The sequence below is a fragment of the Rhodococcus sp. SGAir0479 genome, assembly GCF_005484805.1.
Taxonomy (GTDB): domain Bacteria; phylum Actinomycetota; class Actinomycetes; order Mycobacteriales; family Mycobacteriaceae; genus Prescottella.
In genome coordinates this window covers 1,923,250-1,936,549 of sequence record NZ_CP039432.1, presented here as the reverse complement: position 1 = coordinate 1,936,549, position 13,300 = coordinate 1,923,250, and the positions used below count along the sequence as shown (strand labels likewise).

Below are 13,300 nucleotides of genomic sequence, written 5' to 3'. Positions count from 1 at the left end.
ACCCGGATCCGAAACGCCCGAGGGGCGTGGTGGCGGCGGCCCGGCGCGCAGGTGTCAAGGTCGCCGAACCGGGGTACCAGCGCGACATGACGTCGAGGGACCGCATACTGACGGCGTTGTCCGCGCGGTGCCACCCCGAGACGCTTCGCCGGCTGCGCTGGGCCAACGCGATGCTGAAGACGCTGTCTCCGCAGGTGCTGGCCTCCTAGGGTTTGCGTTCGGGCTGTGCGGGTAGGTCATCGGCATGACCGGAAACCACACAGCGCTCGAGCCGGGCATTCGCGGAGCGGTCCCGGACGCCGCGACCGGGCTGCCCGTCCTCACCGGACTGCGAGCGGCGAGGGCCGTGGCCGCGTTGGGGGCGCCCTCCGTCGCTGCGGGCGTCATCGCGCGCCGACACCTCGTGATGCCGTTGCTCGAGAAGACCGGAGCCGACGCACTGTCGATCGACATGTTCCGGCGTCTGCGCCGCGAGTTCGGGCGGGGCCCGGTGGAACTGCGCCTGCCCGGCCGGCGCCTGGTGCTGCTGCTCGATCCGGACGACGTGGCCCGGGTCCTCGCGGACAGTCCGGAACCGTTCACCCCCGCCAACAAGGAGAAGCGAGCAGCGCTCGGCACGTTCCAGCCGCGCGGCGTGCTGATCTCCACCGGAGCTGCCCGCAGCCGACGCCGAGCCGTCAACGAGGCCGCGCTCGAGACACCGAAGCCGTTGCACAGCGCCGCCGAGTCCATCGCCGCGACGATCGACCGGGAGATCGGGGCATTCGCCGAGGACGTCCGCGTCTCCGGTCGACTGGACGCCGCCGACTTCGTCCGGACCTGGTGGCGCATCGTGCGGCAGGTGACGTTGGGTGCCAGTGCGCGAGACGACTCCGACGTCACCGACCGGCTGTGGAAACTTCGATCGGGCGGCAACTGGTCGTACCTGACCCCGCCCCGCCGTCACCGCCGCGACCGCTTCTTCGACAGCCTCTACGAGTACGCCGAGCGGGCGGAGGAGGGCACGCTGATCCACGCGCTCGCCGCCGCGGGATCGTCGCCGGACGTCGATCCGGTGGGCCAGATTCCGCACTGGCTCTTCGCCTTCGACGCGACCGGCATCGCCACCCTGCGCGCGCTCGCGCTGCTGGCGGCGCACCCCGACGACCTCGTCCGGGCGCGAGAGGAGGCGACCGGACGCGCGACGGGCACGGTGTCCACGCTGCCGTTCCTGCGCTCCTGCATCCTCGAGTCGCTGCGGCTGTGGCCGACGACGCCCGCGATCCTCCGGGACTCCACCGAGCCGACGTCGTGGCGGACCGGCGGCGGTACGACCGTCGTCCCTGAGGGCAGCGCGTTTCTCGTCCTCACCCCGCCCCTGCACCGGGACCGGGACCGGTTCGACTTCGCCGACGCGTTCGCCCCCGACATCTGGACGGACGGCCGCGCCGAGGGCCTGCGAACCCTCCTGCCCTTCAGCGCGGGGCCGGCCGAATGCCCGGGACGCAACCTCGCGCTGTTCGCGTCGAGCACCGCGCTGGCGGCCGTGCTGGCTGCGTTCGACCACCTCGAACAGACCAGCACACCGCGACTGCAGCCCGATGCGCCGCTGCCCCCGACTCTCAATCACTACGGACTGAAGTTCGCGGCGGCGTAGCCGCCCCCTACGGAGGAGTGCTCATGATCATCATCGGACTAGTCATTCTCGTCGCCGCCGTCGCGATCGGCGTAGCGGGCGTCGTGAACAACACCGGAACCGAACACGCCCTGCAGGACGACTTCACCATCTTCGGTGTCCACGTAACGGGTTCGACCGGCACACTGTTCCTCGTCGGCCTCGTGGTGGGCGCGGCCGGCATGCTCGGCCTGGCACTGTTGCTCGCCGGTGCACGCCGGTACTCGCGCCGGGAACGCTATGCGCGCCACGAGCTCGAGCGCCGCGACGCGGCCACCGCGGTTCCCGGACGCGACACCGCGGCGGTCACCACGCCACCGGCGGATGCGCGGCAGACCGCGCACCCGCGCAGCCTGCGGCATCCGTTCGGTGGCGATACGGGCCAGGGGACTCCGCACCCGTCGCACTGAGCGGCCTCACGTGAAGGGCGTGCCGCCCGTGACGCCGAGAACTTCGCCTGTGACGTAACTGGATTCGCGGGACGCGAAGAACACGTACGCAGGCGCGAGCTCGGCGGGCTGTCCCGGACGGCCGAGCGGCACGTCCTTCCCGAACTCGCGGTACTGCTCGGGCGGCATGGTCGCGGGAATGAGCGGCGTCCAGATCGGTCCGGGCGCAACAGCGTTCACCCGAATACCGCGGTCGGCGACGTCGTCGGCGAGGGCCTTGGTGAAATCCACGATGCCGGCCTTGGTGGTTGCGTAGTCCATCAGCGACGGCGACGGATTCCGGCCCTGGATCGACGACGTGTTGACGATCGTCGATCCGGGCGGCATCACCTCGACGGCAAACTTGCACAGCCAGAACAGTGCGTAGAGATTGGTCTTCATGACGCGGTCGAACTGCTCGGTGGTGATCTCCGCGATCCCGCCGGGCCTGGCCATCTGGTAGGCAGCGTTGTTGACGAGAATGTCCAGGCCGCCGAATTCCTGCACGGTGGTGTCCACCAGGGCGCGGCAGTGGTCCTCCGCCCGGATGTCGCCGGGCAGGGGGAGGGCGCGGCGTCCCGCAGCCTCGATCAGACGAACGGTCTCCTGTGCGTCCGACTCTTCCTCCGCCAGGTAACTGACGGCCACGTCCGCACCCTCGCGGGCGAATGCCACCGCGACGGCGCGCCCGATCCCGGAGTCGCCTCCGGTGACGAGGGCTCGGCGGCCCTCGAGTCGCCCGCTGCCCCGGTAGTCGTTTTCACCGTGGTCGGGTTTCGTCACCATTTCGGAGGTCAGCCCGGGATGCGCGATCGCCGGCTGCTCCTGCGACGCGGGAGCGGGGTAGCGGGTGGTGGGGTCCTGCAACGGTTCTCGCTCGTGCATACCGGTTCTCCCTACGGTCCTGTGACGGATCTGCGGCGGGTCGTGGTGCCCACCGTGCCCTGTCCGCTCCTTCCTGTCCACCGGGTCGCGCGTGTTTGAGATCGCTGCGATTCGGTTATGTCCTACCGGACAGCCCCGGACTCTGGAGGTGATGGGTGTGGTGAACGCGTTGACGTTTCTGCGCGCCGAACACGAGAGTGTGCTCGGAATGTTGGAGGTGCTCGAGGGCGCAGGTCCGGGGGCACCGGGCCGCGACGACATGGTGGCCAACCTGGTGATCGCGGAATCGCGGCACGAGACGATCGAACAGGAGATCTTCTGGCCGATCGTCCGTGACGTCGTGCCGGGCGGTGACGAGCTGGCCGACACCGCGATCGGTCAGGAGGTGGAGGGCGAGAAGTTGCTCGACACCATCGAGCACGGGAAGGCGGGTGAGGAGGAGTACGAATCGGCCCTCCGCCAATTCCTGTCGGCCGCACGCGAACACATCGAGTACGAGCAGAACGAGGTCTGGCCCCGGGTGCGGGAAGCGGTGCCGGAGTCGGACCTCGAGGATGCCGGCAATCGGTTGGAGGTCGCCCGTAAACGCGCCCCCACCCGTCCTCACCCGAAGACCCCGCCCAACCCGGCGGTGCTCAAGACGACGGGAGCGATGGCGGCGGCGGTGGACAAGGTGCGCGACGCGCTCAGTGGGCGGAGCCGGCACCATCCGCCCGAGACGCCCCCCAGCTGACGGGCCGGAGCAGCACAGGCACCGGAACTCCCCGCCGACCGGAAGGGGGCGGGGAGTTCCGGTTCGTCCTCGGGTCTGTCGTCCTCAGGTCGCCGCCACGTGCTGCTCGTGCGTGAACGGCTTGGTTCCCTGCACGGCCGGCTCACCCTGCGGGCTCGCGGTCTCGCCGCGATTGGCGCTGTCCTCGCTGTGCAACCACTGCTCGGCCGGGGCCTCCACGTAGCGCCATTCGGTTCCGGCCGGCCACGGTCCCTGCCCCTCGTTCCACGGCCCGCGGACCGATCCACCGTTGGACATGTTGAACGCGACGTTCTGGAACCGGTCGTCACCGGGAAGCTGGCCGGGCGGAAAGTTCACCGGCAGTTCGTTGAGCGCCGCCGTGAACTGCTGGTAGTGCGCCACTTCCCGGGTCATCAGGAAAGTCAGCGTGTCCTGCGCCCCCGGATCGTCGGTGAACTGCTTGAGGTACTCGTAGACGATCTTCGCGCGGGACTCCGCGGCCAGGTTGCTCCGCAGGTCCACCGACGGATCCCCGTTGGAGTTGACGAACGTCCCCGACCAGGGCGTGCCCGCCGAGTTGACGACGTCGGGTCCACCGCCCGTGAGCCCCAGGTACAACGGACTGACGGCGACCTGGTGGATGGCTTGCTCGCGACCGTCCGCGCTCGCCACGACGGGCATCCAGTCGCAGCGCTCGTTCGCCTGCTTGAGGTCGTCGTTGAGTCCGTCGAGCAGCATCGTGATCATCGAACCCACGATCTCGAGGTGGCTGAACTCTTCCGTCGCGATGTCCATGAACAGGTCGTACATCTGGGGATTCTTGCGGCGCAGCACGAAGGCCTGGGTGAAGTACTGCATGGCGGCTTTGAGTTCGCCGTTGGCGCCGCCGAACTGCTCCTGGAGCAGTGTCGCGAACTTCGGGTCGGGCTTGTCGATGCGAACTTCGAACTGGAGATCCTTGTTGTGCGTGAACATGTCACTTCCTCGGGCTGTGGGGCTCTGACCCGGGCCACGTACCCGCGAGGTCGCGGAGAAATCATGCACCGACGGATCCGTCGCCGATCGTGACGCGACCGCAACACCTCCACGCATCGTGAGTACCGGACCTGTCGCCCGTTTCATCGGTGACCGGCGAGGGTAACTGCACTTCGAGTCGTATTTCGGCGGCGGCCGTCCCGTTCGGCGCCACCGGTTCAGGAACGGAGGGCACTGTGAAGATCGGGTACAAGCTGTTCGCCGAGGCGTACACGCCGACCGAGTTGGTGCGGCAGGCGGTGCGCGCCGAAGAGGCTGGTTTCGATTTCGTCGAGATCAGTGACCACTTCCACCCCTGGTTGCACGACCAGAACCATTCGGGGTTCGCGTGGTCGATCCTGGGAGCGATCGCCGCGAAGACCACCACGCTGGGGCTGGCCACCGGTGTGACGTGCCCCTTCATCCGGTACCACCCGGCGATCGTCGCGCAGGCGGCGGCCACCACGGCGCTCCTGTCCGACGGCAGGTTCGTCCTGGGCGTGGGCACCGGCGAGCGACTCAACGAGCATGTCGTCGGGCGTGGGTGGCCGGCGGCGGCGACTCGGTCCGAGATGCTGCGTGAGTCGATCGACGTGATCCGGCTGTTGTGGAGCGGCGGATACCACAGCTACGACGGACGGCACATTCAGCTCGAGGACGCGCGGGTATTCGATCTACCCGACGAGCTCCCGCCCATCGTGGTCGCGGGATCGGGTGGTCCGGCCGCGAAGATCGCGGCCGAGTTGGGTGACGGGTTGTTCGCCACGGACGCCGACCCGGACCTGATCGACAAGTACGAGAAGGCCGGCGGCGCCGGTCCGCGGTACGCCGAGGTCTCGTTGTCCTGGGCGCCGACCGAGGAGGCCGCGCTGCAGTCCGCGCACAAGCTCTTCCGGTTCGCGGCCGCAGGCTGGAAGGTGCAGGCCGAACTGCCCAATCCGGTCAACTTCGAAGCCGCATCGTCGGTGGTGCGCGAATCGGACGTCGCCGAAAGCTTCGGGTACGGGCCGGACGCGGAGCGTCACCTCGACAGGATCCGCACCTACGCCGAAGCCGGTTTCGACCATCTCGCCCTGGTGAACGCGGGCCCCGACGTGGACGGGTTCTTCCGGTTCTACGCGGACGAACTGGCGCCGGCGCTGTCGTCGCTCTCGTCGTGACGGCGGCGTAGAGCCACGCTGGGGTCCCGAAGGAGGAGGCATGCCCAAGACGACGAAATCCGGACAACCGGTGCGCAGGGAGCTGCCCGAGACGCTGCGCCGCTCACCCGCGAAAGCGCAACGCACGTTCGCGAAGGCCCACGACGCCGCGATGGAGGAGTACGGCGATGACGAGCGTGCCCATCGGGTGGCCTACGCGGCGCTCAAACACAGCTTCGAGAAGGTCGGCGATCACTGGGAACCCAAGGAGCACAAAGGTCCGTCCGACGACCGCGCCCGGAGCGGAGGACCCCGCGCGTCCGGACCCACCGCCGAGGGTGTCGACGCGAACGCCGGTAAGCAGCACCTGTACGAGGTGGCGCGGCGGCTCGGTATCCCCGGCCGATCGACGATGCGCAAGAAGGAACTCGTCGACGCGATCGTGAAGGAGAATCGCCGACGGAGCGCGGCTTCCCGGGGCGGGTGACCCTCGACGACGAAGACCGGTCGTGGTTCACCGCGGCGGGGGACAGGCGGCGGTGTCGGTCCCTAACTGTCGGCAGCGCGCCGTACGAGATCGGCCATCGCGGACGGATCGTCGGCGTCGATCACCGGGAAGCCGGCGCCGGGGTCGCCCACCCAGTGCAGTGATATGCCTGGGTTGTGCACGTCGGAGCCGTCGGCGAGGAAGAAGTGGGGGCTGCCCTGCACCCGACCCACGTTGGTGCGGTAGTCGCGCATCATCGCCTCGCGCGCGGTGCCCGCGTCGAGCATCTCCGCCAGGGCGTCGACATCGACACTGGGGCAGCCGGCGGCGATGTCGCACAGTTCGTACTGCAGATGGATGGGGCGGGAGTCCCGGAAGAAGGCCTGCCGGATCGCCATGTCCAGTTCCTCCGCCGCCCGCGGCGACTGCCGGGCAGCAGCGTGGACGGCTTCGTTCGCAGGGAGCGATGTTCCGGGCCACGTCGACGGATCCTCCTGCCACGGCTTCCATCCGAAGTCCGGCTCGCAGGCTCCGAGGGGCGCGATCTCCGCTTCGAGGAAGCGTTTCGGGATGGGGAAGCGGTTGACGTCCTCGAGCGGGAACAGCCGATGGTCGACGTAAAGCGATTCGGTGAGCCCTGCCTTCTCCCGTTCGCGGAAGAAGCGATACAACGCAACAGTCGACCAGCCACACACCACATCCGTGTAGACGACGATCGTGCCGGGGCGGACGTCGATCACAGCGCACTCTCCTTCTCGTGGTCCCGCAGAACACTCGAACTTCGTGAAGAAGTACCCGCCGCTTCCGCCGCCCAACCGCCGCCGTCGGCGTCGTCGTCTTCCGATCGGCGCTCGCGCGTGTCGTTCGACGTCACGCGAGGGTGCTGTCGAGCCAGGACAACGCCGCCAGAATGATTTCCAGGCGTGACTCCCGGTCCATGTGCTCGGCGTCGTCGAGGAGGGCGGACAGTTCGTCGAAGTCGGCGTCGAACAGGGCCTCCACGCACCGCACGATCGTCGACAGCGGAGCCGAGAGCGACTCCGTCTCCACCGGTTCGCCGTCGGACGTGTGGACCCCGACCACGAACGTCTCGTTCTCGGCGAGGCGACCCATCCGCTCCTCCGCGACCACGAGGATGGAGAACAGAATCCACTCGACCACGTCGGAGTACATGGGGCGGGGAGGATGGGGTCGTCCGACGACATCGCTGAGTTCGCCCGCGAGTTCGGCGAACCGCTCCTCGCCGAAGAGTTCGAGGAGGCGGCCACCCAGCACCCCGGCCGGAACTGCGCCGTCACTGACATCTGCCACGGAGGGGGAGTTCCCCGTGACGGCCGTTCCTACTCATCCGTCGTCGGATTTACTGCGCATCGTCAGCCACCCGGGAGAGACCTGTGCCGGAAAGAGTCGGCGAGCGCAAGTGCTCGCCGACTCTTCGGGGTTTCTCCGCTACTGCGGCGGCTCGGTCACGCCGCCTGATTGACCGCCCGGAAGACGACCAGCTTCTCGTGCTGCTCGTCGGGGCCGAGCAGACCCCGTTCCCGGAAGAGCGGGGCACGTTCGGTGAGAACCGGTCCGAACGGGATGAGCGCGGTGGACACGACCTCCACCGAGAGGCCGCGGCCCTCCAACTCGCTCCGGGTCTCCTCGACGCCGCACAGCGCCGACTGCAGAAGGAGAAGGACACCACCGGGAGCCAGCCTGCCGGGTACGTCTCGGCAGATGCGGTCCAGGTACGCGCGTCCGTCCCGGCCCGCGTCCCAGCATCGTGCAAGACCGGTGGTCGGGAGCGCGTCGTCGGCGGCCGGCACGTAAGGCGGGTTGGAGACGACGAGATCGAAGTCGTCCTCCGCGAAGGTGGTGGTGAGATCGCCACGCACCGTGCGCACGCGTACTCCGTTGAGCGTCGCGTTCAGTCTCGTGTTCAACAGCGCACGCCTACCGACATCGACTGCCGTCACGTTGCGGGACCCTGCCAATGCGGCTGTGACGGACAGGAATCCCGTTCCTGCGCCGATGTCGAGAACTCGGGTCCCGGCGTCGATGGGTTCCGCGTTCAACGTCTGGGCCAGGAGGCGGGTGTCCTCCTGCGGGGGATAGACGCCGGGCAGTCGCCAGAATCTGGGCTCCGCCGGGACGGCCCCACTGGTGGGCGCGCCTGTTCCCCGGATCGTCATGTCCGCGGCCATCGCCCTAGCTGTCCTGCTCGGCCCGCTGGCGGGCCTCGTTCGCAGCCGCTTCGCCGCGTGCCTTCTCGGCCTCGGCCTCCTTCTGGGCGGCCTCTCGCTGGGCGTCGGCCTTGTCCTGCTGAGCCTTGCCCTCGCGTACGAGATCGTCCTGGCCGGTGACGGCGCCGGCAGCCTCCTTGGCCTTGCCCTTCACGCCTTCCACGACGCCCTTGACGGCCTCCGCGGGGCCCGAATTGTCCTTGTCCGACATGGCACGGTGTCCCTTCTGCAGATCTCGAATGTGTTGACGATTACCCGAACAATCCTTCGGACAATCGTGTGGACAGGCATCGGACGCTCGTCGTCACCACGACCGGGCCGACGACGTCCGAGTAGCGAATCGAGGTCAGTGCCCCATGGGTTCGCTGAGCGACTTGTTCTCGAGTCGTTTGATGCGGCGATGCTCGGCGAGTACGAGCAACGTACCGCCCAGCAGGCCGGCCACGCAGATGATTCCGGCGATCCAGGCCCAACCCGCGAATCCGTAGCCGGCCGCGACCAGTGTCAGGCCCAGCGCGACGATGGCGACGCCGATGAGGGCGTAGCCGGGCCAATTCCGTGCATCTTCGATGGCCTCGCCCGGGTGCTCCCGGGTGGTGTGTGCGAGGTCGCGAGGATCGTTGCTGTTCATCGGGCCTCCCCGGTGTCGAATTCGATTCCTCCGCGCCGAGGACCGGCGCGGCCCTTGGCGTGTGATGTCGATTGTCGTCCACGTCCATCGTTCTTGCACGGAACCGTGAAAGACCGCCGATGAGAGGCCCGCGAGCCCGGGGAGAGGAGATCCGTCGGTGGCAGGCGCGGGACGTTTGCAGCGGGTGCTGGCCGGGTAGGTGTCGAGACAAAGCGCCATACGATCAGGAGGCAGTTGTGAAAGCGGTGACGTGGCAGGGTAAGCGAAATGTCAGTGTGGACACGGTCCCGGACCCGGTGATCGAGGATCCGAAAGACGCGATCATCGAGGTGACGACCACCAATATCTGCGGTTCGGATCTGCATCTGTACGAGCTGCTTTCACCGTTCATGAACGCCGGCGACATCCTGGGGCACGAGCCCATGGGGATCGTTCGCGAGGTCGGTAGCGACACCGGCGACCTCGCAGTCGGCGACCGGGTGGTGATCCCGTTCCAGATTTCGTGTGGCCACTGTCCGATGTGCCACGGTGGTCTGCAGACGCAGTGCGAGACGACGCAGGTTCGGTCCGAAGGGACGGGTGCCGCCCTCTTCGGCTACTCCAAGCTCTACGGCAGCATTCCCGGCGCCCAGGCCCAGTACCTGCGCGTGCCGCAGGCGCAGTACACCCACATCAAGGTCCCCGACGGGCCGTCCGACGACCGGTTCGTGTATCTGTCCGATGTACTGCCGACCGCGTGGCAGGCGGTCGAGTACGCCGGCGTCCGCGAGGGTGACTCGCTGACGGTGCTCGGCCTCGGGCCGATCGGGGACATGGCCGCGCGGATCGCCGCGCACCGCGGCGTCCGTGTGATCGGGGTCGATCGGGTGCCCGAGCGTCTCGCGCGGGTGCGGGACCGGGGGATCGAGGTTCTGGATCTACGCGAGCACGACGACATCGGCGCCGTGATCCGGGACATGACGTTCGGGCACGGAACGGATGCCGTGATCGATGCGGTCGGGATGGAGGCGCACGGATCGCCGGGCGCGAAACTCGTGCAGCAGGCGACGTCGTTCATGCCGGACGCCGTGGCCGGCCCGCTGTTCACCCACGCGGGGATCGACCGTCTGGCAGCGCTCGAGGCCGCGATCGACATCGTGCGCCGTGGCGGCACCGTCTCGATCGTCGGTGTGTACGGCGGCGCGATGGACCCGCTGCCCATGTTCAAGATGTTCGACAAGCAGATTCAGCTGCGGATGGGGCAGGCGAACGTCAAGCGCTGGGTCGACGACATCCTCCCGCTGCTGACGGACGACGATCCGCTCGGCGTCGACAGCTTCGCCACCCACCGGCTTCCGCTGGCCGACGCACCGCGTGCCTACGACATGTTCCAGAAGAAGCAGGACGGCGCAGTCAAGGTGCTGCTCGAGCCCTGGACCTGATATGACCCCGGGCGGCACCGCGTGCCGGTGCCGCCCGGGACGCGGGTCACTGCGCGGCGATGCTCTCTGCGAGTAGCTCGAGCGCACGGCGGGCGGTCTGCTCGACGACCTCGGGCGGATCGCCCGCGAACGTCACCTTCTCGGCGGTGACCCGGCCGCGATCGAACAACGCGAACCAGACTGTGCCGGGGTCCTCGCCGTCCTGAGGATCCGGTCCGCCCGCGCCGGTCACGGCGATGACGGTGTCCGCCCCGAGAAGCCGGGCGGTGGTCGACGCCATGTTGCGTGCGCTGGGTTCGGAGACCACCGGGCCCTCGGGGACCTCCAGCAGTTGGTGCTTCACCTCGCTGGAATACGCGACGATGCTGCCGCGATACCACTCGGAGGAATTGGGTGCCGCGCCCAGTTGGCACGAGATGTGCCCGCCGGTGAGTGACTCCGCCGTGGCGACGGTGCGCCCCGTCTCCCCCGCGAGTTCGGAAATTTTCTCTGCCAGTGCCGACGTGTCGTCGCCGTTGTCCGCTGTCGCCATTTCTCGGTTATACCTCCTCGTGCCGGGCACGGCTGGGCACCGTTCGGTCGTCTCGGTTCCGAGAGCGGGTGGGGCGGCCATTCCATGCGAAAAGCAATACGCCGCAGCGCAATCGCCGCGGTCTCACACTCGACCGTCCAGAGTTCTCAGGGGCCTACCGGGTGACCGAGATCGGCGCCGCGGAGATCGGCCGCACGGCACTCGCATGCCCGCGCGGACTCCACGGAGGGGTAGCAACGGAAGAGCCGGAGCATGCCGGTGGCGGCGAGAGCGTGGTCGACGCCGCGACTGCAGGTGACCAGGGTGAAGTCGATGCCCCGTGTATCGGCGAGGTCCTTGGCCTCGACGAGGGCGGCGGTGCCGTCCACGCTGACGAAGCCGACGCGGGAGAGGTCGAGAACGACGAGATCTCCGGCGGTCAGACCGCGGGCCGTGGCCTGGTCGAACAGCATCCGGTACACACGGCGGAAGCGGTCGACCGTGGCCATGTCGAGGTCTTCCGCGAGGTCCACCACCAGGGCGGTGGTGTCGTTCAGGGGCACCGGTGAGCCGGTAGGGGCGGCCGCCGCCGCGGTGCGAATGGTGCTTCTTGCCGAGATGAGGAGTTCGGGCACGCCGTGCCTCCATCCGTTGCGAACGAATTCGACGGTGTCGCGTCCGGAGCGCTGGGAGCGGCGCTGTCGGTCGCGGCCGAGAACGCTCCCTTGCCTGTTGGGCGACAGGCTGTGTGCTCAACCTCTCTCGTTTCTAACACCGACTGGTCCTCGTGTACAGGCCGGGCGCGGGGGCCGGCGGCTCCGCGGCAGCTCAGCGGGTGCTCCGGATCGGGACGGTCCGAGCGTCGGACTGGGACAAAGAGGGGCTCGAATCCCGGCGAGGGTCGGCGAGGGCCTCAGTCCTCTGACTGTTCGCGCAGCCGGGCGAGGGTGTCCGACAGGATCCGGGAGACGTGCATCTGGGAGACACCGATGCGCGAGGCGATCTGGGACTGGGTCTGGTTTCCGAAGAAGCGGAGCAACAGGACGGTTCGTTCTCGGGCCGGTAGTCCCTCGAGAATGACGCGCAACGTTTCGTGGTCCTCGACGCCCGTGAGTGCGGCGTCGTCGTCGCCCAACAGGTCGCCCAGCGTCGAACCGGATTCGGAGCTGCCCACGACCGCATCCACGGACAGCGTCTGATATCCGCTCGCTGCCTGCAGGCCCTGAGCGACGTCGTCCTCGCCGACGCCGAGCTCGGCGGCCATCTCGCGAGTGGTCGGGGACCGCCCCAGCCGTTGCGAGAGGGTGGACGACGCCTTGGTGATGTCGAGATGCAGTTCCTTCAGTCGCCGCGGTACGCGCACCGCCCAGCCGGTGTCGCGGAAGTGGCGGCGGACCTCGCCCATGATCGTGGGGACCGCGAAGGCCAGGAAGTCGGATCCGCGGTCCACGTCGTAGCGGTCCACCGCATTGACCAGGCCGACGCTCGCCACCTGCACCAGGTCGTCGAACGGTTCACCGCGCCGGTCGAATCGGCGTGCGATGTGCTCGGCGAGCGGCAGGCACCGCGTGATGATCGCCCCCCGCAACTGCCGGCGGGCGGGATCGTCGTCGTCGAGTTCCCGCAGGGACGCGAACATCGGTTTCACATCACTGTATTCGTCGGGACGGTCGGTGGTCCGGGGAGTCATGTGACGTCCCCGCATCGCACGGCGAAGGAGATGGTGACGGTCGACAGTCTGCCGTCCCCGTTGCCGTGGTGGCGATGCAGTTTCAGATCGTCGGTCAGGGTTCGCAGGACATGCCATCCGAACCGGCGCTCGTAGGGCCCGTCGGCGTCCTCGCCCGTAGTGGCCACGCAGCCCGAGAAGTGGAACATGCGCGGCGACACCCGGAACCTGCACACGATGTCGCTGTCGCGGAGCGCGATGCGGAACAGCGTGCTGCACGCCTCGTCGACCGCCAGCCGCAAGTCCGCGATCTGATCGAGCGTCATGTCGCACTGCTCGGCCAACGACGCCGACACACTCCGGATCGGCGCCAGCTGCGACGCTTCGGCCGGCGTTCGCAGTTCGATCACGGGTCCGGAATCCTCAGGTCTTCTGGTGGAGGCGAACAGTTCGCTCATGACTCCTCGCTTCGAAGTCGGTCTGACGGCTCCGTCGGAGCG

At 68.3% G+C, this 13,300-nt stretch carries 18 protein-coding genes; 7 read left to right on the top strand and 11 right to left on the bottom strand.

Annotated elements, in window-relative coordinates; translation table 11 throughout:
* Positions 1–86 precede the first annotated feature (86 nt).
* From E7742_RS23605 to E7742_RS09055, 3 genes are read left to right on the top strand one after another with little or no spacing between them, the layout of a single operon-like run.
* Positions 87–209, top strand: a complete 123-nt coding sequence (locus E7742_RS23605) for a hypothetical protein (protein WP_302661141.1) — start codon at positions 87–89, stop codon at positions 207–209.
* 35 nt (positions 210–244) lie between these two features.
* Positions 245–1,636, top strand: coding sequence for a cytochrome P450 (locus E7742_RS09060; RefSeq protein ID WP_137798651.1), 1,392 nt, complete (start codon positions 245–247; stop codon positions 1,634–1,636).
* A 23-nt stretch (positions 1,637–1,659) separates the two neighbouring features.
* A complete protein-coding gene (locus E7742_RS09055; RefSeq protein WP_137798650.1) occupies positions 1,660–2,064 on the top strand; it encodes a hypothetical protein in 405 nt (134 codons plus the stop codon).
* Positions 2,065–2,070: 6 nt separating this feature from the next.
* Here E7742_RS09055 and E7742_RS09050 read toward each other — a convergent pair whose 3' ends face one another.
* Positions 2,071–2,967, bottom strand: a complete 897-nt coding sequence (locus E7742_RS09050; RefSeq protein WP_137798649.1) for an SDR family oxidoreductase — start codon at positions 2,965–2,967, stop codon at positions 2,071–2,073.
* A 160-nt stretch (positions 2,968–3,127) separates the two neighbouring features.
* Between E7742_RS09050 and E7742_RS09045 the strand changes: the two genes are divergently transcribed.
* Positions 3,128–3,700 (top strand): hemerythrin domain-containing protein, encoded by a 573-nt coding sequence (locus E7742_RS09045; RefSeq protein ID WP_137801114.1) that lies wholly within the window; start codon positions 3,128–3,130, stop codon positions 3,698–3,700.
* 84 nt (positions 3,701–3,784) lie between these two features.
* Here E7742_RS09045 and E7742_RS09040 read toward each other — a convergent pair whose 3' ends face one another.
* Positions 3,785–4,675: a manganese catalase family protein gene (locus E7742_RS09040; protein ID WP_137798648.1), complete on the bottom strand. Its 891-nt coding sequence runs from the start codon at positions 4,673–4,675 to the stop codon at positions 3,785–3,787.
* A 236-nt stretch (positions 4,676–4,911) separates the two neighbouring features.
* On the opposite strand from E7742_RS09040, the gene E7742_RS09035 reads away from it, so the two are divergent.
* Positions 4,912–5,874, top strand: coding sequence for a TIGR03557 family F420-dependent LLM class oxidoreductase (locus tag E7742_RS09035; RefSeq protein ID WP_137798647.1), 963 nt, complete (start codon positions 4,912–4,914; stop codon positions 5,872–5,874).
* A gap of 40 nt (positions 5,875–5,914) precedes the next feature.
* Complete coding sequence (locus E7742_RS09030) at positions 5,915–6,340, top strand: ChaB family protein (protein WP_137798646.1); 426 nt, start codon at positions 5,915–5,917, stop codon at positions 6,338–6,340.
* A gap of 62 nt (positions 6,341–6,402) precedes the next feature.
* Here the strand turns inward: E7742_RS09030 and E7742_RS09025 are convergent, their stop codons facing one another.
* The 5 genes from E7742_RS09025 to E7742_RS09005 all read right to left on the bottom strand — a co-directional run bounded on the left by E7742_RS09025 (position 6,403) and on the right by E7742_RS09005 (position 9,199).
* Complete coding sequence (locus E7742_RS09025; RefSeq protein WP_254699209.1) at positions 6,403–7,080, bottom strand: DsbA family oxidoreductase; 678 nt, start codon at positions 7,078–7,080, stop codon at positions 6,403–6,405.
* A 130-nt stretch (positions 7,081–7,210) separates the two neighbouring features.
* On the bottom strand, positions 7,211–7,651 hold the full coding sequence (locus E7742_RS09020; protein WP_137798645.1) for a hypothetical protein: 441 nt from the start codon (positions 7,649–7,651) through the stop codon (positions 7,211–7,213).
* Positions 7,652–7,806: 155 nt separating this feature from the next.
* Entirely contained in the window at positions 7,807–8,529 is a 723-nt protein-coding gene (locus tag E7742_RS09015) for a HemK2/MTQ2 family protein methyltransferase (protein WP_137798644.1), read from the bottom strand.
* Between the two features lie 4 nt (positions 8,530–8,533).
* Positions 8,534–8,779, bottom strand: a complete 246-nt coding sequence (gene mbp1, locus E7742_RS09010) for a microaggregate-binding protein 1 (protein WP_137798643.1) — start codon at positions 8,777–8,779, stop codon at positions 8,534–8,536.
* Positions 8,780–8,914: 135 nt separating this feature from the next.
* On the bottom strand, positions 8,915–9,199 hold the full coding sequence (locus E7742_RS09005) for a hypothetical protein (protein WP_137798642.1): 285 nt from the start codon (positions 9,197–9,199) through the stop codon (positions 8,915–8,917).
* Positions 9,200–9,435: 236 nt separating this feature from the next.
* Between E7742_RS09005 and E7742_RS09000 the strand changes: the two genes are divergently transcribed.
* The gene (locus tag E7742_RS09000) at positions 9,436–10,620 is read left to right on the top strand and encodes a zinc-dependent alcohol dehydrogenase (RefSeq protein WP_137798641.1); all 1,185 of its coding nucleotides are present in this window, start codon (positions 9,436–9,438) and stop codon (positions 10,618–10,620) included.
* Positions 10,621–10,666: 46 nt separating this feature from the next.
* Here E7742_RS09000 and E7742_RS08995 read toward each other — a convergent pair whose 3' ends face one another.
* From E7742_RS08995 to E7742_RS08980, 4 genes are all read right to left on the bottom strand, one after another.
* Positions 10,667–11,152, bottom strand: a complete 486-nt coding sequence (locus E7742_RS08995) for a CinA family protein (RefSeq protein ID WP_137798640.1) — start codon at positions 11,150–11,152, stop codon at positions 10,667–10,669.
* Positions 11,153–11,298: 146 nt separating this feature from the next.
* On the bottom strand, positions 11,299–11,766 hold the full coding sequence (locus E7742_RS08990) for an STAS domain-containing protein (RefSeq protein WP_254699208.1): 468 nt from the start codon (positions 11,764–11,766) through the stop codon (positions 11,299–11,301).
* A 278-nt stretch (positions 11,767–12,044) separates the two neighbouring features.
* Positions 12,045–12,821, bottom strand: coding sequence for a SigB/SigF/SigG family RNA polymerase sigma factor (locus tag E7742_RS08985; protein WP_137798639.1), 777 nt, complete (start codon positions 12,819–12,821; stop codon positions 12,045–12,047).
* Positions 12,818–13,258 carry an ATP-binding protein gene (locus tag E7742_RS08980; protein ID WP_137798638.1) on the bottom strand — a complete coding sequence of 147 codons (441 nt, stop codon included), beginning with the start codon at positions 13,256–13,258 and terminating at the stop codon, positions 12,818–12,820. The genes E7742_RS08985 and E7742_RS08980 overlap by 4 nt, the downstream gene beginning before the upstream one ends.
* Positions 13,259–13,300: the final 42 nt, after the last annotated feature.